This is a genomic window from Candidatus Nitrosotalea sinensis (genome assembly GCF_900143675.1).
GTDB lineage: Archaea > Thermoproteota > Nitrososphaeria > Nitrososphaerales > Nitrosopumilaceae > Nitrosotalea > Nitrosotalea sinensis.
Genome location: NZ_FRFC01000001.1, coordinates 212,594 through 229,458 on the forward strand (window position 1 = coordinate 212,594; position 16,865 = coordinate 229,458).

Genomic DNA, 16,865 nt, shown 5'->3' on the forward strand with positions numbered 1-16,865 from the left:
TCATGGCCTCTCCTAGAAGCTACTTATTTACTTCAGAATCAGTAACTGAAGGTCATCCAGACAAGATCTGTGACCAGATATCAGATGCAGTTCTAGACGAATTTCTCAAGCAAGATCCAGATTCAAGAGTTGCAGTTGAAACCCTAACAACAACAGGCGTAGTACTTGTTGCAGGCGAGGTTACATCAAAGGCAAGATTTGACATACAGGACGTAGTAAGAAGAACAATCAGAGAGATAGGTTACGACAATCCACAATATGGATTTGATGCAGATTCGTGTAGCGTATTGATATCATTGCATGCACAAAGTCCAGACATTTCAATGGGAGTTACTGCAACAGATAACAAGGATCAGGGTGCAGGAGACCAAGGACTGATGTTCGGATATGCTACAAATGAAACTGATGATTTAATGCCAATGCCAATTTTGCTTGCACACAAGCTTACAAGCAGACTTGCAGAAGCTAGAAAGAAAAAAGAGCTTCCATGGGCAAGACCTGATGGCAAGTCTCAAGTTACAATAGAGTATGAGAACGGTAAACCAAAGAGAATTGATGCGATTGTAATATCAACACAGCATTCTCCAGAGATATCAAATGAAGAGATTAGAAAACAAGTAATTGACAAAGTAATCAAGCCAGTCTGCGGCTCATTATGGAATGACAAGATAAAGATTCACGTAAACCCAACAGGCAGATTTGTCATAGGCGGTCCACCAGGAGATGCAGGTCTTACTGGAAGAAAGATAATTGTGGACACTTATGGCGGAATGGGAAGACATGGAGGAGGAGCATTTTCTGGAAAAGACCCGTCAAAGGTTGACAGGTCTGCATGTTACATGTGCAGATACATTGCAAAAAATGTAGTTGCGGCAGGACTTGCAGACAAGTGTGAGGTCCAGGTTGCATATGCAATAGGCGTAGCAGAACCAGTTTCATTGATGGTTAATACATTTGACACAGGCAAGATTCCAGAGGATCAGATAGAAAACATTGTCAGAAAACATTTTGACATGAGGCCTTCTGCGATTATATCTCATCTCAAGCTCAAAAATGCAATATACAAAAAGACTGCAGCATATGGACACTTTGGAAGAAGTGAGTCTGAATTTGGCTGGGAAAAGACAGACAAGGCAGACACACTAAGAAAGGCTGCCGGACTTTAGAATCTCGTCCCATCTGATAAATTTCATCTTTGCAAGCGATGCAAGTTTTTTGTGGCTCCCGATATAGTCACCTGCCATTATAGCCAAGTCATCTACACCAAAAGACCCCTTTCCATGCAGCGCATCATGATATGCATCTTCAAAGTCAAGCCTTTGTATCGGTACATTTCTTCCATGAAGAAATTTTTTCACAAACAAGTTGTAGTTGATTATTTGAGGCCCTACAAGATCAATTATTTTATTTGAGAATCTTTTCTCCACAATGGCTTTTCCAATTATTTCAGAGACATCACCTACAAAGATCGGTTGGAACCTATAGTTGCCCGATCCAGGAATTATGATTTTTCTTTTTCGTATCTGTTCCCTCAAAGTTTTTGATAATGGATCGTCCTTGCCAACAATATACGATGCTCGAAATATTGTATAGTCAAGTCCAGATTTTACAATCTCTTGCTCAGCGTTATACTTTGATATGAAATACCCAAGTGTTGTAGATTTGTCAACACCAAGACCGCTCATGTAAATTATTTTTTTTATTCCAGCCCTTTTGCATAAAGCCACGGCATTTCTTGTAAGGGAGACATTTACTTTTTCATACGTATCACGTACATTCTGTCTTCCCTGCCCAATCAAGTGAATCAATGCATCATAGTTTTGTATAACATTTCCAAGCCTTGCCTCTGCCAAATCTTCAGAGAGGATGATCGGGAATTTCTCATCCTTTGCTTTTCTTGCAATTCCTGTTATTGTAAATCCATTTTTTGCAAGATGTGCACCAACATTTCTTCCCACAAAGCCATTTGCGCCCGTGATTGCTACATTCATACCAAAATCAAGCATTTTGCCGACAAATTAATTTTGGTCTTGGTGGTTAGGTATGATGGTATACCAATTGAATACGGCAGAGTGCCATAATATCCTGGGAGTACAGGCAGGAGCTTCCCAGAAGGAGATCAAAAATGCATACAGGCAACTCTCCCTCAAGTACCACCCAGACAGGAACAAGGGTGACGGGGAGGCATTCAAGAAGGTAACAGAGGCGTACCAGCAACTTCGAAGCGAAGAAAAGAAAAAAGACAAAATCTCAGAGAGCGAAGTTGCCACCAAGTACTCTGATTTTTGGAAAAAGTACGACAAGGGAACAGGTAGCGAATTTAATTTCGGTCCAAACTTTGCAGAGTTTAGACGAGATTTCGGGGCAAGTGCAACTCAGGATTATGAACATAACCAGGAAAAGGAGGGCTCACCAATCAGTACGCACCTCATACTGTATGGCGGGCTTGGTGCCATGGCACTCTGGATAATTCTATCAACCATACTCAAGTAATATCTCAAGGGATTAATACGCAGTAAAACAAGGAAATATCCATGGAAGATGACAAGCCAAAAGAAAAGATGCGCACCGGCTTTACAACTGGAACATGCGCAACTGCAGGCGCCAAAGCAGCACTTGTTTGCATAATAAACCAAAAAAAAATAGACCATATCGATGTAACGCTTCCAAAGAAATCACAAATTAAAATAAAAATTACAGATTGCAAATTTGAAAAAAATTCTGCCACATGTACCGTAATCAAAGACGGCGGAGATGATCCTGATGTAACACATGGCGCAGAAATAATAACCCAAGTTACACTTGACCAAAATGTAGGCAAGATAGAAATTGATGGAGGAGAAGGGGTTGGAAGAGTTACAAAACCAGGACTGGGACTTGACATTGGCGCGGCTGCAATAAATCCAACCCCAACAAAGATGATACGTGAAAACATTTTAGAGATAGCACAAGACATTCTTGCAAAAAATGGAATTAAGGTGCTAGTATCAGTCCCAAAGGGACGAGAGCTTGCAATAAAGACAGACAACCCAAGGCTTGGAATACTTGGAGGCATCTCAATTCTTGGAACAAGCGGCATAGTTGTGCCATATTCTACTGCCTCTTTTGCAGCGTCAATAAGGCAAAGCATAGAGGTAACAAGGGCAATGGGTGATGACACCGTGGTACTTACAACAGGTGGAAGAAGCGAGGATTATTCAAGAAAGATAATTTCCCTTCCAGACCACTGTTTTGTCCAGATGGGAGATTTTTCAGGATATACAGTTCAAGTCTGCGCAAAAAAAGGCATCAAAAAGGCCCATGTTGCAGGCTTTATTGGCAAGCTTGCAAAGATGGCAATGGGTGTAAAGCAGACCCATGTCAAAGGCTCAAAGGTGGACATGAAATTTCTCTCAGAGCTTGCAAAAAAATGCGGAGCATCCCAAGACATAGTTGACAAAATAAAATCTGCAAACACTGCAAGACATGTCTTTGAGATAACAAACGAAAACAAAGTTCAGGGCTACTTTGATATGATATGCAAGGAAGCACACATGCAGCTTGGAAAATATTCAGACAACAAGTTTGAGATCGAGGTAATAATGTTTGATTTTGACGGAAAGATAATCGGACTGTATCCAAAGAGTAACAAATATCTTGAGACCTAGAAAGGTAACATCGTGAACAAGACAGCAGTACTTGCAATAACAAAAAATGGCATAGAGACAGCATTACGCCTGAAGAATAATTTTTCAACATGGAAGATATTTTGCCCCTCCAAGTTTTTCCAAAATGGAAAAGACATAGAGTGGTTTGAAGATTCTACAACATCGAAGGTACAGGAGTTATTCCAAAACTATGACGCACTTGTATGCATATTCTCACTTGGTGCAGTGATAAGACTTGTTGCTCCTCACATGAAAGACAAAAAGACAGATCCGGCAGTCATAGTAATTGATGATACTGCCAAATTTGTAATCAGTACACTCTCAGGCCACCTTGGCGGTGCAAACGAGTTGACAGAAAAAATAGCAAAGACTCTAGGAGCAACACCTGTGATTACTACTGCGGCAGATGTAAACAAGACAATTGCAGTAGACCTGGTAGGAAAGGAGTTCGGCTGGACAATAGATGAAAATTCTACAGTGACAAAGGTTAGCGCCTTTATGGTAAACGAAGAAAAAATTGGAGTCTTCCAAGATGCAGGAAGAAAGGACTGGTGGCTGCCCAACAAAGAACTTCCAAAAAATGTCCACATTTACAATTCACTTGACGAGATGGTAAATTCAGACTGTAAGGGATTTCTCATAATTTCAGACAAGATACTCCAAAACAAGGAACTAGACGGCCGTTCTGTGACATATAGGCCAAAAACACTGGTAGTAGGGGTCGGACTCCACTGGGATACCACAAAGGAGACCATAAGGGAGGGAATGGAGTTTTGCCTCTCCAAGTTCAAACTTAGTGCCAACTCTGTTGCCAAGTTTGCATCAATTAAAAAGGAAGCAGACGTAAAGGGATTACAGGAATTATCAAGGGAAATGAATGTGCCACTAGTATATTTTGACAAATCTGAATTAGCAACAATAACCATACCAAATCCATCAGATGTGGTACAGAGCTTTGAGGGCACTCCAAGTGTCTCAGAGGCATCTGCAATCAAGGCATCAGGAGGAGATTTAATAGTGCAAAAGCAAAAGTTTCCGCCAAACCTTACAATTGCAATAGCAAGGAGTACAACTTGAAGCGTGGAATTTTACTAATAGACAGAGGAAGCAAGGAGCAGGAGGCAGCCCAAGAGCTTGAAGTAATTTGCAAAGAGGTGCAAAAAAAAGGAGACTATGTCTTTGCAAATTACTGCTTTTTGGAGGTAAGGCCTCCGTATATCGAAGAAGGCATCAAAGAGGCTCTTAAAAACAAGATAGATTCTCTTACAATAGTTCCATACTTTTTGTATCCAGGAAAAAAAGTCAAGGCTGCAGTGACACAAGTAATGAAACACCAAGCAACCACAGACGTCAAGTTTCTTGTAACCAAACCCATGTCCATGCACATTACCCTTGTGAGACTTGTAGAAAACAGAATCAAGTCAGCTCTAGAAAAAGAAGGAGTAAAATTGCCAAACAACAAGGTAGATGTTCTTGTGATTGGCCATGGAAGCAAGGATCCAAATGCCAAGATCTCAATCAAGTACATAACAGATGAGCTTGCCAAGTCATACAGAAATGCAGATTATTGCTTTCTTGAAATAGAAGAACCAAACATAGAACAGGGAATAAAAATATGCAAGCAAAGGGATCCAGAGGTCCTGGTTGTTGTTTTTTACTTTTTGCATGAGGGTGCACATGTAAAAAGAGATATCAACGTAGATCTTGTGCCTGCACTAGAAAAACACAAGATGAAACAAGTATTGATAACACAGCACCTAGGCACTGATGAAAAAATGGTTGATCTTATAATTGAGAGAGCAGGAGAGGTAGAGAGATGATTACACAAAAGGGCCAATCCATAGAAGACAAGAGCATGGAAATAATAGACAGCGAGATTGGTTCCCACCCATATTCAGAAGACGAGTGGACAATAGTAAAAAGAATAATCCACTCTACTGCAGATTTTGATTTTGCACGAGCAAACAAGATTGTATTTCACAAGGATGCAATAAGCAGTGCTACAGATGCACTGCAAAAGGGATGCAACATCATAACAGACGTCAACGGCGTAATTGGAGGATTTAACAAGGATAACATGAAAAAATTTGGAAACCAAGTCATATGCAACATATCAGATGCTGCAGTAATTGAAGAAGCAAAAAAGCTCAACAAGACACGTGCCCAGACATCTATGAGGCTTGTAGCAAGACAGATGGACCATGGTGTTGTAGCAATAGGCAACGCTCCCACTGCCCTAACAGAAGTCATACAGATGATACGAGAAGGAATCACATCACCTGCACTTGTAATTGGCATTCCAGTAGGATTTGTCTGTGCAGTAGAATCAAAGGATGAATTGCGTACGCTAGATACACCATACATAACAAACATTGGCAGAAAAGGCGGAAGCCCATGCGCCTCTGCAATTGTCAATGCATTATACAAAATCATAGCAAAGAGATCTACCTGAGTAGCTTTTATTTTTTAGAATAAGAGATGCAGGATTTTACAAAATTATCAGCAACCGGCGAGCCTGCAAAATGTACATGCATGTAGGATGCAAGAGTATTGTATACGGCAAGCCCGTCCTTTTTGTCTTTGATTCCAATACCAGTTGACATCTCATATGCAAATTTAGAGTCCCTTGACAAAAGATCAATCTCAGAATAGTGAAACTCGTGTCCCTTGATCATGCCAGACAATGAAAATGGAGAACCAGGCCTGGCTTTGGCACTTGTATAATTTAGCTTTAAACTTTTCTCCATTATAGTCGTCGCGTCAAACAGACCGACCATCTTGAATTTTCCCGAGTCGTATTGTATAGAGTTGGTAAGATACATCAATCCCCCACATTCTGCATAAATTGGCATGCCATCCTGTGCAAGTTTTTTTACAATATTTTTCATGGCTTGATTTTTCTGCAACAGTGAGCCTTTCACCTCTGGAAATCCACCACCAATATAGATCCCATCACAATCAGGTATTTTGGTATCATGACATGGACTGAAAAATTCAAGTTTTGCCCCAAGACTTGATAATATATCCAGATTGTCTTGATAGTAGAAATTAAAGGACTCATCTAGTGCAACTGCTATTGTTGTTTTTGTTTTCTTTTTCTCTCTTGGAGAAACTTTTGGCAGAGACGAGGAATCCTTTGAGATCTTGATTATCTCATCTATTTCAATAAATTTGGAGACATGTCTTGCAACAGACTTGATCTTTTTTTCAAGATCTTTATTCTCAGGTACCGGAACCAGTCCAAGGTGTCTTGACTCTAGTTGAATAGTGTTATCTCTTGGAATGACACCAAGTATTGGCAGTCCAGTTTTTTTCATGGCATCCCTGCACAATGCTTCATGCCTTTTGCTTCCAATTTTGTTCAGTATTACGCCGCATATCCTAGAGTTTTTCTCAAATTTTACAAACCCCATGGCAGTTGCAGCAATAGAGCGGGCCGCCTTGCTTGCATCAAGTACAAGAATTACGTTTGATTTTACAATCTTGGCAACATCGTATGTACTTGCATAACTAGACTTGCCGTCAAATCCATCATAATATCCCATGACGCCCTCAATTACAGATAGATTTTGTTTTGAATTTTGTACAAAATTTTTCAAAACTCCTTTTTCTCCCATCATCCAGACATCAAGATTGCGGGCAGTTCTGCCTGAGACAGACGTCAAATAACTCGGATCTATAAAGTCAGGCCCAACCTTGAATGGCTGAACTGAGTACCCCCTGCTTTGAATTCCATGTATTATTGCACAAGTAATGGATGTCTTTCCTACACCGCTTGTAACACCTGCAAGAACAATTCTTGGTAGTTTCATGCCTCTTTATCATTGCCAGTGTTTTTGATTATTTGAAATAATTGCCGTAGAGCAAGCTTTGGATGGTGTGCTGCAAGCTTGAACATGTTTGCCATTCCAAAATCTGCCTTGATAAAGTCAAGAAATTCCTCTGCTGATAGCTCGTCAATTATTTCAAGCTCCTTGTCCCATTCAGAGTCACTAAGATCAAGCCACCTGTACTGGACCTTTATTGCAGATGCAATCTTGGAACCTATTGATTTTCGCATGGCATCTTCATAGGATTGCAATGATTTTCGTGATGTGTCCCCTTTGGACACACATTCTGCCCCAATATCTCCTGCTTTTCTGCCAAACTCTATGGCATATCTAATTCCTTCAAGCACTAGCGGGTTTGCCTGTCCGGCAGAATCTCCCACCATGATAAGGCCATCAGAGATTGTAGATTGGCGCAGCCCCTCATTTGGAATCAATCCATAATGAAACTCGATTGGAACAATTCTCCCTAGAGAATCAAGCGGTCTTGGTTTTTTTTGCACAAGCTCAACTAGCAACTTGCTTGCATCTGCCTGAGAATTTGGCTTGCCAACCCCCACTCCTATGCGCACTTTATTTTTACCAAGTGGAAACACCCATGCATATCCAGCAGGAGAATATTGCGAGCCCACCATAAGATGCCATGTGTCAGGAGTTACATTATCCACATACGCCTCATATTCTGCACCTGCCCCAAACCTCTTCCACGGGGGAACAATTCCAAGCGTTCTCCCAACAACAGAGTAAAAGCCACTTGCATCAATTACAAGTTTGGCGTCAAACTGTAACTCTTCTTTTAATGAGGTTGCCTTGACCCCAACCAGTCTTCCATTGTTTTGTATCACGTCAGTTGCGCTTGTTCGAAGAAAAATATCTGCACCTTTTGCTGCTGCCTCATATGCAAGAAACTGGTACGTCTTTCTCACATCAAGCACTGCCGCATGCGCAGTCTGGCCTTTTTTTATCACATAATTATTTGGAGAATAAAATGCATAGTTTCGTATTTCATTGTAACACTCTGCAGGAATTCCAAAAGATTGCGCTTCTTTTATCCACGTAACTCCACTTGTTCTTACATACTGTCCTATTGCTTCATCTCTTTCAAGTACAGCAACGCTGAGACCTTTTTTTGCTACACCCCATGCTGCAGAAAGCCCAGCAGGCCCGCCTCCCACTATAACAATATCATAACTATAATTTTTTACCATCCAATATCACCCAAATTTTTCTCATACAACATTATAAGCTGTGGTTTTAATCCCAATCTTTTTACCTAACACACAAAAATTGTTTGGCATTGACAAAAGGACTAGTCATAGTGTATACAGGAAAGGGCAAGGGAAAAACTACAGCAGCACTAGGTATGGCCCTTCGAGCAGTCGGATACAATCATAAAATTTGCATGATACAATTCATCAAGGGTTCCTGGCACTATGGCGAGATGACATCGTCAAAGAGACTAGAACCAGAGTTTGAGCTTACAGCAATTGGCAAGGGATTTGTAGGAATATTAGATGACAAGAGTCCCATTGAAGATCATAAAAAGATGGCAGAAGAGGCACTCAAGGTTGCAAAAGAAAAGATAACTTCCAAAATATACAATCTTGTAATACTAGATGAAATCAATTATGCACTAAACCTTGGATTGATAAATCTGCAAGATATTTTGGATGTAATTGCAGCCAGACCAGATGATGTCAACATAGTCCTTACCGGGAATCATGCAAGAGATGAAATCATTGAAAAAGCAGACCTTGTAACAGAGATGAGAGAAATAAAACATCCTTTCAAGTCAGGAATCAAAGCAAAGAAAGGAATTGACTTTTAGAAAATATACATATTTGTAAATTAACTATTCCAGTCACCAGCAACATTAAATTATGTACATCAGGTCTGAAAATCCATGACAACAACTGTACAAGACTTTCCAGAAGTTGGAGAGATTGTCATTGCAACAGTTACAAGGATAGTAGATCAGGGAGCCTATGTTTCCCTTGATGAATTTAACAATATTCAAGGATTCTTGCATGTTTCTGAGATTGCAACAGGTTGGATACGAAATGTGGGCAAGTTCCTCAAGATTGGAGAAAAAAAGGTCCTTCTTGTAAAGCGTGTCGACCCACGAAGATCTGAGATAGACCTATCACTAAAGCAGGTATCATCAGACCAAAAGAAAAAGAAACTCTTGGAGATAAAGCGAGGAGAAAAAGAAGACGCTCTAGTTGATAACCTCAAGTCTCGTGCAGGTTTATCCGAGTCAGAGATGGCTAAATTGGAAAATGTTCTAGTGGACAAGTTTGGCTCCATATATGACGCATTTTCAGAAGTTTCCGCCAAGGGTACAACAGTATTGGATGGCCTCAAGATTCCAGCAAAGGCACTTGAAGTAATTTCTGAGCTTGGTTCAAAAATTCAAGTTCCCCATGTTGAGATACGGGGAATCTTTGAGCTTACATGTAACAAGTCAAACGGCATAGAGATAATCAAAAATGCATTAATTGATGCAACCAAAGACAAAAAGGAGATATCTGTCACATACATTGGTGCTCCCAAGTATCGTATTTCACTTGAAGCCCCAAACTTTAAGGAAGCAGAAAAGGAACTCAAGCCAATCTTGGCCACAGTCCAGAATACAATTGAGAAAAAGGGTGGCACATTCAAATTTACAAGAGAAGAATCAAAGAAAACAAGAGAAGGCTAGAAAATGCACTTTCAGATGAGAAAATGTCCAGATTGTAAGAGATACACGCTAAAGGACCAGTGTCCCAAGTGCGGTCACCAGACAGTTACGGTACACCCAGGAAAATATTCTCCAGACGACAAGTATGCAAGATACCGTATATCAGACAGATACAAGTAAAATCACTGCTACGATATTATAACAGAATATTATTTGGTGCTATTGCCTGACTCGATTGTAATTGTTGACACTCGAGCAGAATCAGCATCGACAGGTTGAGAGTCAGAATTTGTCTTTAATGCAGCTATCTTGTCAACAACATCTTGGCCTGATATGACTTGACCAAACAATGTATACTGGTTGTTTAGCCACGGGGTATCATCAAGTGTGATAAAGAACTGGGAGCTTCCGCTGTTTACATCAGAGCCTCGCGCCATACCTACCATGTATTTTGTAAAGTTGACACTTGTGCTAAATTCAGGCGGGATGGTATATCCAGCATCTCCTAGTCCCCACGTGCTTCTTGAACCATTAATGGAATTTTTGTCTCCCCCTTGTATTACAAATCCTGGAACTATTCTGTGAAATACAGTTCCATCATAGAAACCAGATTGTGCTAGTTTTATGAAATTGGCAGTTGTCTTTGGTGCCACGTTATCTAGTAACTGGAATTTTATCTGTCCAAACTTGGTGTTAATCACTGCAATATTTCCTCCTGCAGGTGTGGTACTTGTTGGCTTGGTAATTACTTGGCTTGGCTGCGTTGTTTGCTGTGTGCCTGGCTTGTAATCAGGATTTACTTGGTATATCAAGACTTCAGAGAATACACCCGAGTCTTTTCTGTCAATGCTTGGTGAAGAGTATATCAGTCGTAGTGGTCCTGTGCCATCTGCAGGATATTTGATTGTCTTTGAGTAGATTGCAGTGTATCCGGTTGAATATGTTGGTGATTCATTATGGGTATTTGGATCGTAGTATGTAACAGTAGTAAATGGAAACATCTTTCCAAGCAATGTATTGTTCCAGAAATAGTCTGTAGGTGTAAAGGAATCATCCTGTAAGAACTTGGAAGAATCTAGGCCTCCTATCTTCATGAACCATTGTTTCTTGCTCTCATCTCCTCCACCGCCAAGAACGTATAGGTCTTGGTTGCCTGAAGTGAACTTTTGTCCTACCACATATACAAGTACATAGTTTGATCCAGAGTCTCGCAACATTTGCCATGCTTGGTCAGGAGAACTCAAGAGCATTCTTGCAATATTTGCAATTACATGAGTATCAATAGTGGCATTATCAGCAAGTGTCTTCCTATCTCCCAAAGTCTGCACCCAATATCCATAATCCCACCATGATGCAACTACAGAGTCTGTCGGTGTGTTATTTTTTAGCCAGCTCATTGCATTGGGCCAGTCGTCTGTTGCAATTGCAAAGTTTGAGCCTCCATTTAGTATGGTAGGTGGAGCTTTGGTCATTGTTATCCAATTTGCATTTACAGGATAAAGTGTAGGAACAAGCAATAAAGCAACAATTACTGCAACAAATGCAATCTTTGGAAGTCTTCCAAGCAATTCAGCCTTCTTTGTGGGTGCATCTTTCTTTCCTGCACCTTTCTTTGGTTCTGTCACACTAACTGGTTTTGTATCACGTCCTAGTATGTCGCCCACAAGAATTGCAAGTCCTATAGACGACAATATAATGACAGAAGTCGATGTAAGTAATTCGAGTCTAGAGAATGTAGAGCCAGAATATGCCCCAACCATACCAATTATCAAAGCAAAAACTATCATCTCATTTCTTACTGAAAACCTAGAGTTGCCGTCCCGTTTTCTAAAGACAAGCCATATGCCAAGGCCCGCAAACAGCATCAATACTGAAAAGTACGTAAAGTTTTGCGTAAGTGTTGGAGTGGCGTGTTCTGCAACCGAGTCAACAAGCGGGTCTTCAGAGGTAAGGAATGGGTTTACAGCGTTGAGGTAACGGAAACTCACAGTATGGAATGCACTTGATTCCATGATGACACCGCCAATTATTAGAAGGGCGACAAGAACCAACAGACTGTTTCGTACGCGGTGTTGTTCCTTGCTGTACTTTTGAACAAAAATTATTATCACAAGAAGTATGGCAGGCCCAATCATTGCAAGTCCACGTGCCCCAAATACAAATGACGGACCAGGTCTTGCAAACAACCCGCCTGCTATTGCCATTGTTACTGCAACAAACAATGGAACTGCCCACAGCAAAAAGTTGTGATCTTTTCGTATAAACGGTAATGCTACAAAGAATATTGCAAGCGGTATTAAGAAGAATTCAATTCCACCCCAGGATGCAAAGCCCACTGCAAGGAAGAATCCACCTCCAGATAGTTTTGCGATTGCTACTTTTTTGTTTTTAGATTTTAGTCCGCTAAGAAACAGGTATACTCCAAGCAGCCCATAAAACAAGCCAAGCGGTTCAGACTTGAACCAACCAATTGTTCCTCTTACTATGATTGGGGGAGACAAGGAAAAGAACAATGATGCAAACAATCCTGCACTTGTACCACCAAGTACGCGAACCAGAGCAAATACAACTATTGCAGTCATGGAACCAAATATCACAGGAAATAGTATGGTAAAGTCATAAAGGCTCATACCGCCGCCAAATATCTTGTACAATACCGCATCAGTTACATGCAATGGCACCTGTGCAGTACTATAGACATCTCTGCCTGTTGGATACCAACTCATGTCATCATGCCAATGAACGTATGCATCAAGACCATGATCTAGAAGATATTGTGTTGCACGATAATTGAAGAACGGGTCAAACTCGTTTAGTTGGAATCCATAATCTGCTGCCTGTGAGCGGACCATTACAGATATGGAAAATGATATTGCAAGAATTCCTATTATCAGCAGATGCTTGAGATGAAAATCAAAGTTTCGTACAGTGAATAGTTTGGCATCTTGTAACAAACCAGTTTTAAATGGAATTTTTTGGGTTTATAAATCCATGGAGATTAAACTGGAGTCTGTGCCATAGAGAGCTACTTTTCTTTCTCAAGTATTTGTATCTGGCATGACGTGACCATCTCTTTTAGGTCATCTGCATCTTTGCTGCTACCAACAATTGTACCATAGTGCATAGGTATTGCAATCTTGGGTTTTATCTTAGATATTGCCTGGGAAGCCTCTTTTGCAGTCATTACATATGTACCGCTTACAGGAACAAGAGCGATATCAGGCTGTATGTCAGTCATTTCTGGGATCAGGTCAGTATCTCCAGTGTGATATATTACAACATCTCCCATCTGTATTACAAAGCCAACCTTGTTGTCTTCTTTTGGATGAAATGGTTTTCTGGTGTCGGGGTTTATCTTGTCTAGATTGTAAGCAGGCACTGCACGTATCTTTGTGCCAAGTATTGTTTTTTCTTGACCTGGAAACATGCCAATTTTTTCCTTGAATGCAAATCCAGTTATCATATTGATGCATTCGTTTGCAGCAACTATCACAGTCTTTTCTGTGCAGACATTTTTTAGATCATCAACACTTAGATGATCAAAGTGATTGTGTGATACCAATACGAGATCGGCCTTGTCATGTTTTGTTATCTTGTATGGGTCTATGATTATTTTGATGTAATTATCTAGTACAAACGAGTCATGGCCTAGCCAGCGTATCTTGATGCCCTTGTATTCAAACACAAGACAAATTTCTTTCAACCAGAATTAAAGTTTACCCGGTTCAAGTATGATCTTATCATTTGACACAGAAAGAACTGAACCTCCACTTTGTTTTATCCTAGTCTTTAGCTTGGCATCAATTGTTGCCACAATTCCCCCATTTTTTTCTACATACAAGACTAGAGCATCATCAACAGACTTGCCAGATATTGATATTTTTGGAAAACTTTGTGTTATGCGCAACGCATTTTGTGCAGAGCTTTTTTTTTTATCATCATGCACCAGTCCTTCAAGTTCTTTTACAACCATGTCTGGCACAACATACTCTAGTGCACCAATCTCAGTTTCCACGCTAGAGATATTTTTTATTCTTTTAGAGGCAAGAATCATCAAAAAGCTAGAATCACAAACTATCTTAACCACTTGCTACACCAGCACCAATCAGTCGCCATCTCTCAGAAATTCTTCGACTTATTGCCACCTTGCTGTTTTCAAAAATACATACAGGTCTCTTGAATTGCAGCTCTACTGTCTTACCACGTACACTTGTTACTTTAGATAGCAAGGGTGCAGTTCCAAGACTTAGCCTCAATGATTCGCCTGTCTGTATTGCAGAGACTTTGATCTCCTCTCCAGAGCCTACTGCAGTGTCAAACAGATTTACCTCAATCTTTGCATTATAGGAATTTTCAGGAAGTGTACCTGGTTTGCCTATGACAGAGCCTATCAAGGAATCACTACGAGTCATCGCAGGATCTAATTTTGTTGCAAGTGCTATCAGTCCACCAGCTTTTACCTCTTTTACTATACCTGCACCTGTTCCAAGTGATGCAATCTCCGTAAAGATTGACTCGTATTTTCCAGTCTTTTCATTTGCAAGTCCTGGCTTTATCTCAATTTCATCTCCCACCTTAAACGTGCCCTGGATTATGCTTCCTCCAATGACTCCACCCTTGATGTCCTTTATTCTGGTTCCAGGCTTGTTGATATCAAATGATCTTAACACATGCATGACAGTATCCTTTTTGTCATCTCTCTCAGGTGTTGGTATGCTATCTTCAATTGCCCCAATTAGTGCATCTATGTTTAGTTTTGATTGGGCAGATATTGGAATGATTGGTGCCTTGGCAGCACTAGTCCCCTTGACAAACTTGGCAATGTCGGCATAGTTTTCCATTGCTTGCTCATATGACACCAGGTCAACCTTATTTTGTACAATGACAACCTGTTTTATCCCAAGTGTCTGTAATGCAAGAAGGTGTTCTTTTGTCTGAGGCTGCGGAACTTTTTCGTTTGCAGCAACAAGGAGCATTGCACCGTCTATCAATGCAGACCCAGAAAGCATGTTTGCCATAAGACTTTCATGTCCCGGACTATCTACAAAACTTACAACTCGTGAGAGCTCACTTTCTTTACCACAATTGTTGCATGTGGGTGTCACAGAATATCCAAGTGGTACTTCACAGCTTTTACACTTGTAAAATGCAGCATCGGCATATCCTACTTTGATTGTAATTCCTCGTTTTAATTCCTCACTATGTGCACTTGTCCACACACCGGTGAGAGCTTGAATTAGAGTGGTCTTTCCGTGGTCAACATGGCCAGCAGTTCCAATATTTACACATGGTTGATAACCGTATTTTTTTGTATACCATTCTGGAAGAGTTTCTTTCCAATGCACGCACAAACTAAAAAATGCGTAATATGTTAACCTATGCCTTTTTCTCTTCTGTCTCAGCTGGTTTTTCTTCTACCTTCAATTCTCCATCATAGAAACAGTTTAGCTGGTAGACTTCTTCTGATACAGTATTTCCTCGTACAAGTTTTCTAATTCTCTGGCCCTTTTCAGCTTCTCGCAGTCCAACTCCTTTTGATAGCATGATATATTTTCGAGCACCGCCGTGAATGTCTTCACGCAATGGCACTCCAGACTTGTCGCTACCGCCAGTTATCTTGAGCTTTCCTGCTTCTCCGACTAGAGCAGCATCAACCTCAGCACCTATTGTAAGGCCCAAGAATGGTCCTGCGTCCTTATCCTTTACCTCCTTGGTAATGGTTTTTCCCTTCTTATCGGATATGTTTAGCTTGAATGTGGCCAAGTAGTGAAAAAAATCTTTGAACTATTAATTAACGTTTGGGGCTTGATATGATACATTATCACTAAATCTTTTAAAAATGCAAAAACGTTTTTCGTTATATGACAGAGCAGATCAAGTGTCCTCGCTGTGACAAGATAATGGTTGCAATGCAGGCATGCCATATGATATGCACGAATTGTGGGGCTCACCTAGACTGCTCAGACAAGGGTTCGTATTGGTAATCTAAAAGCCTGGTCTGTCAAACTGAAAGTTCTCCGACATCTCGCCCACTTTTTCTCTCATCAAATCAAGATATTTCTCATACTCTGCCTCAAATCCGCAGTTAGGACACTTGACGTATGTTGCATCATCATCAAGAATTGCAATTTTTTCACACTGTGGGCATTTGGCATCCATGCATTTTGTTTATCAACTAAACTATATAATGTTAGACACCAAATTTTGTTCGGGCGGAGTTAGTCCAGCCTGGCAGGACGTCAGCTTCCCAAGCTGAAGGTCGCGGGTTCAATTCCCGCACTCCGCACTTATTTTGTTCCGGTTATCATATTACATATATCATTAATTTCATCACTGCCAAGAGAAGGTCTTTTTGTAAACATGCTGTGTACTGGACCTGCACCATCAGATGCTTTCCTTGGAATTAGATGCACGTGCACATGCGGAACCTCTTGGCCGCTCTCTTTTCCGTTGTGTATTGCAACAAGGCAAGAAGAAGATATTGATTCAAGTTTTGCTGCCATTACTTGGACTGTATCAAAGAGGTCTAGATTGTCAGCTTTGCTCATCTCTTGTATCTTGGAATAGTGATTTTTTGGTATGACAAGTGTGTGGCCTTGAGCAAGCGGAAAGGCGTCAAGAAATGCAAGTGATTTTTCAGTCTCATAGAGTTTCTTTGCAGGAATTGTTCCATTTGCTATCTTGCAGAAGATGCAGTCCATTTGTATTGTA

The 16,865-nt window shown here is 40.6% G+C and carries 20 protein-coding genes and 1 tRNA gene; 11 read left to right on the forward strand and 10 right to left on the reverse strand.

What is annotated here, in order from left to right; genetic code table 11:
• The first annotated feature begins 2 nt into the window (after window positions 1–2).
• Complete coding sequence (gene metK / locus NSIN_RS01160; RefSeq protein ID WP_101008971.1) at window positions 3–1,166, forward strand: methionine adenosyltransferase; 1,164 nt, start codon at window positions 3–5, stop codon at window positions 1,164–1,166.
• On the opposite strand, the gene NSIN_RS01165 is transcribed toward metK, so the two are convergent.
• Window positions 1,143–1,991 (reverse strand): SDR family oxidoreductase, encoded by an 849-nt coding sequence (locus NSIN_RS01165; protein WP_245871860.1) that lies wholly within the window; start codon window positions 1,989–1,991, stop codon window positions 1,143–1,145. The genes metK and NSIN_RS01165 overlap by 24 nt on opposite strands.
• Window positions 1,992–2,043: 52 nt before the next feature.
• On the opposite strand from NSIN_RS01165, the gene NSIN_RS01170 reads away from it, so the two are divergent.
• From NSIN_RS01170 to NSIN_RS01190, 5 genes are read left to right on the forward strand one after another with little or no spacing between them, the layout of a single operon-like run.
• Entirely contained in the window at window positions 2,044–2,493 is a 450-nt protein-coding gene (locus NSIN_RS01170; RefSeq protein WP_245871861.1) for a J domain-containing protein, read from the forward strand.
• Between the two features lie 41 nt (window positions 2,494–2,534).
• Entirely contained in the window at window positions 2,535–3,647 is a 1,113-nt protein-coding gene (locus NSIN_RS01175) for a cobalt-precorrin-5B (C(1))-methyltransferase (protein WP_101008974.1), read from the forward strand.
• 12 nt (window positions 3,648–3,659) lie between these two features.
• Window positions 3,660–4,724: a cobalt-precorrin 5A hydrolase gene (locus tag NSIN_RS01180; RefSeq protein WP_101008975.1), complete on the forward strand. Its 1,065-nt coding sequence runs from the start codon at window positions 3,660–3,662 to the stop codon at window positions 4,722–4,724.
• Window positions 4,721–5,467: a sirohydrochlorin chelatase gene (locus NSIN_RS01185; protein ID WP_101008976.1), complete on the forward strand. Its 747-nt coding sequence runs from the start codon at window positions 4,721–4,723 to the stop codon at window positions 5,465–5,467. The genes NSIN_RS01180 and NSIN_RS01185 overlap by 4 nt, the downstream gene beginning before the upstream one ends.
• Complete coding sequence (locus NSIN_RS01190) at window positions 5,464–6,099, forward strand: precorrin-8X methylmutase (protein WP_101008977.1); 636 nt, start codon at window positions 5,464–5,466, stop codon at window positions 6,097–6,099. The genes NSIN_RS01185 and NSIN_RS01190 overlap by 4 nt, the downstream gene beginning before the upstream one ends.
• 7 nt (window positions 6,100–6,106) lie before the next feature.
• Here the strand turns inward: NSIN_RS01190 and NSIN_RS01195 are convergent, their stop codons facing one another.
• Both NSIN_RS01195 and NSIN_RS01200 read right to left on the reverse strand, forming a co-directional pair.
• Window positions 6,107–7,459, reverse strand: coding sequence for a cobyrinate a,c-diamide synthase (locus tag NSIN_RS01195; protein WP_101008978.1), 1,353 nt, complete (start codon window positions 7,457–7,459; stop codon window positions 6,107–6,109).
• Window positions 7,456–8,682, reverse strand: a complete 1,227-nt coding sequence (locus NSIN_RS01200) for an NAD(P)/FAD-dependent oxidoreductase (RefSeq protein ID WP_101008979.1) — start codon at window positions 8,680–8,682, stop codon at window positions 7,456–7,458. Before NSIN_RS01200 ends, NSIN_RS01195 begins: the two co-directional genes overlap by 4 nt.
• 89 nt (window positions 8,683–8,771) lie before the next feature.
• Between NSIN_RS01200 and cobO the strand changes: the two genes are divergently transcribed.
• The 3 genes from cobO (at window position 8,772) to NSIN_RS01215 (ending at window position 10,334) form a co-directional block, all read left to right on the forward strand.
• A complete protein-coding gene (gene cobO, locus NSIN_RS01205; protein ID WP_101009023.1) occupies window positions 8,772–9,302 on the forward strand; it encodes a cob(I)yrinic acid a,c-diamide adenosyltransferase in 531 nt (176 codons plus the stop codon).
• Window positions 9,303–9,377: 75 nt separating this feature from the next.
• Window positions 9,378–10,175: a translation initiation factor IF-2 subunit alpha gene (locus NSIN_RS01210; RefSeq protein ID WP_101008980.1), complete on the forward strand. Its 798-nt coding sequence runs from the start codon at window positions 9,378–9,380 to the stop codon at window positions 10,173–10,175.
• A 3-nt stretch (window positions 10,176–10,178) separates the two neighbouring features.
• Window positions 10,179–10,334 (forward strand): RNA-protein complex protein Nop10, encoded by a 156-nt coding sequence (locus NSIN_RS01215; protein WP_101008981.1) that lies wholly within the window; start codon window positions 10,179–10,181, stop codon window positions 10,332–10,334.
• A gap of 29 nt (window positions 10,335–10,363) precedes the next feature.
• Here NSIN_RS01215 and NSIN_RS01225 read toward each other — a convergent pair whose 3' ends face one another.
• The 5 genes from NSIN_RS01225 to NSIN_RS01245 all read right to left on the reverse strand — a co-directional run bounded on the left by NSIN_RS01225 (window position 10,364) and on the right by NSIN_RS01245 (window position 15,917).
• Window positions 10,364–13,108 carry a peptidylprolyl isomerase gene (locus tag NSIN_RS01225; RefSeq protein ID WP_245871862.1) on the reverse strand — a complete coding sequence of 915 codons (2,745 nt, stop codon included), beginning with the start codon at window positions 13,106–13,108 and terminating at the stop codon, window positions 10,364–10,366.
• Window positions 13,109–13,179: 71 nt separating this feature from the next.
• Window positions 13,180–13,839 (reverse strand): MBL fold metallo-hydrolase, encoded by a 660-nt coding sequence (locus tag NSIN_RS01230; protein ID WP_101009025.1) that lies wholly within the window; start codon window positions 13,837–13,839, stop codon window positions 13,180–13,182.
• A 24-nt stretch (window positions 13,840–13,863) separates the two neighbouring features.
• Complete coding sequence (locus NSIN_RS01235; protein WP_101008982.1) at window positions 13,864–14,241, reverse strand: PIN domain-containing protein; 378 nt, start codon at window positions 14,239–14,241, stop codon at window positions 13,864–13,866.
• Complete coding sequence (locus NSIN_RS01240; protein WP_101008983.1) at window positions 14,234–15,499, reverse strand: translation initiation factor IF-2 subunit gamma; 1,266 nt, start codon at window positions 15,497–15,499, stop codon at window positions 14,234–14,236. The genes NSIN_RS01235 and NSIN_RS01240 overlap by 8 nt, the downstream gene beginning before the upstream one ends.
• Window positions 15,500–15,530: 31 nt before the next feature.
• Window positions 15,531–15,917, reverse strand: coding sequence for a S6e family ribosomal protein (locus NSIN_RS01245; protein WP_101008984.1), 387 nt, complete (start codon window positions 15,915–15,917; stop codon window positions 15,531–15,533).
• 98 nt (window positions 15,918–16,015) lie between these two features.
• Between NSIN_RS01245 and NSIN_RS09640 the strand changes: the two genes are divergently transcribed.
• Window positions 16,016–16,138, forward strand: a complete 123-nt coding sequence (locus tag NSIN_RS09640) for a hypothetical protein (protein WP_281259585.1) — start codon at window positions 16,016–16,018, stop codon at window positions 16,136–16,138.
• Window position 16,139: 1 nt separating this feature from the next.
• On the opposite strand, the gene NSIN_RS01250 is transcribed toward NSIN_RS09640, so the two are convergent.
• Window positions 16,140–16,313: a zinc-domain-containing protein gene (locus NSIN_RS01250; RefSeq protein ID WP_101008985.1), complete on the reverse strand. Its 174-nt coding sequence runs from the start codon at window positions 16,311–16,313 to the stop codon at window positions 16,140–16,142.
• A 53-nt stretch (window positions 16,314–16,366) separates the two neighbouring features.
• On the opposite strand from NSIN_RS01250, the gene NSIN_RS01255 reads away from it, so the two are divergent.
• A tRNA-Gly gene (locus NSIN_RS01255) sits at window positions 16,367–16,440 on the forward strand.
• A gap of 1 nt (window position 16,441) precedes the next feature.
• On the opposite strand, the gene NSIN_RS01260 is transcribed toward NSIN_RS01255, so the two are convergent.
• Entirely contained in the window at window positions 16,442–16,855 is a 414-nt protein-coding gene (locus NSIN_RS01260; protein WP_101008986.1) for an HIT family protein, read from the reverse strand.
• Window positions 16,856–16,865: the final 10 nt, after the last annotated feature.

Excerpts from the sequence above, each read along its gene's own strand:
- metK (WP_101008971.1), top strand. The coding sequence starts at position 3 with ATGGCCTCTCCTAGAAGCTACTTATTTACTTCAGAATCAGTAACTGAA.
- NSIN_RS01165 (WP_245871860.1), bottom strand. The coding sequence starts at position 1,991 with ATGAATGTAGCAATCACGGGCGCAAATGGCTTTGTGGGAAGAAATGTT.
- NSIN_RS01170 (WP_245871861.1), top strand. The coding sequence starts at position 2,044 with ATGATGGTATACCAATTGAATACGGCAGAGTGCCATAATATCCTGGGA.
- NSIN_RS01175 (WP_101008974.1), top strand. The coding sequence starts at position 2,535 with ATGGAAGATGACAAGCCAAAAGAAAAGATGCGCACCGGCTTTACAACT.
- NSIN_RS01190 (WP_101008977.1), top strand. The coding sequence starts at position 5,464 with ATGATTACACAAAAGGGCCAATCCATAGAAGACAAGAGCATGGAAATA.
- NSIN_RS01195 (WP_101008978.1), bottom strand. The coding sequence starts at position 7,459 with ATGAAACTACCAAGAATTGTTCTTGCAGGTGTTACAAGCGGTGTAGGA.
- NSIN_RS01200 (WP_101008979.1), bottom strand. The coding sequence starts at position 8,682 with ATGGTAAAAAATTATAGTTATGATATTGTTATAGTGGGAGGCGGGCCT.
- NSIN_RS01210 (WP_101008980.1), top strand. The coding sequence starts at position 9,378 with ATGACAACAACTGTACAAGACTTTCCAGAAGTTGGAGAGATTGTCATT.
- NSIN_RS01215 (WP_101008981.1), top strand. The coding sequence starts at position 10,179 with ATGCACTTTCAGATGAGAAAATGTCCAGATTGTAAGAGATACACGCTA.
- NSIN_RS09640 (WP_281259585.1), top strand. The coding sequence starts at position 16,016 with ATGACAGAGCAGATCAAGTGTCCTCGCTGTGACAAGATAATGGTTGCA.
- NSIN_RS01250 (WP_101008985.1), bottom strand. The coding sequence starts at position 16,313 with ATGGATGCCAAATGCCCACAGTGTGAAAAAATTGCAATTCTTGATGAT.
- NSIN_RS01260 (WP_101008986.1), bottom strand. The coding sequence starts at position 16,855 with ATGGACTGCATCTTCTGCAAGATAGCAAATGGAACAATTCCTGCAAAG.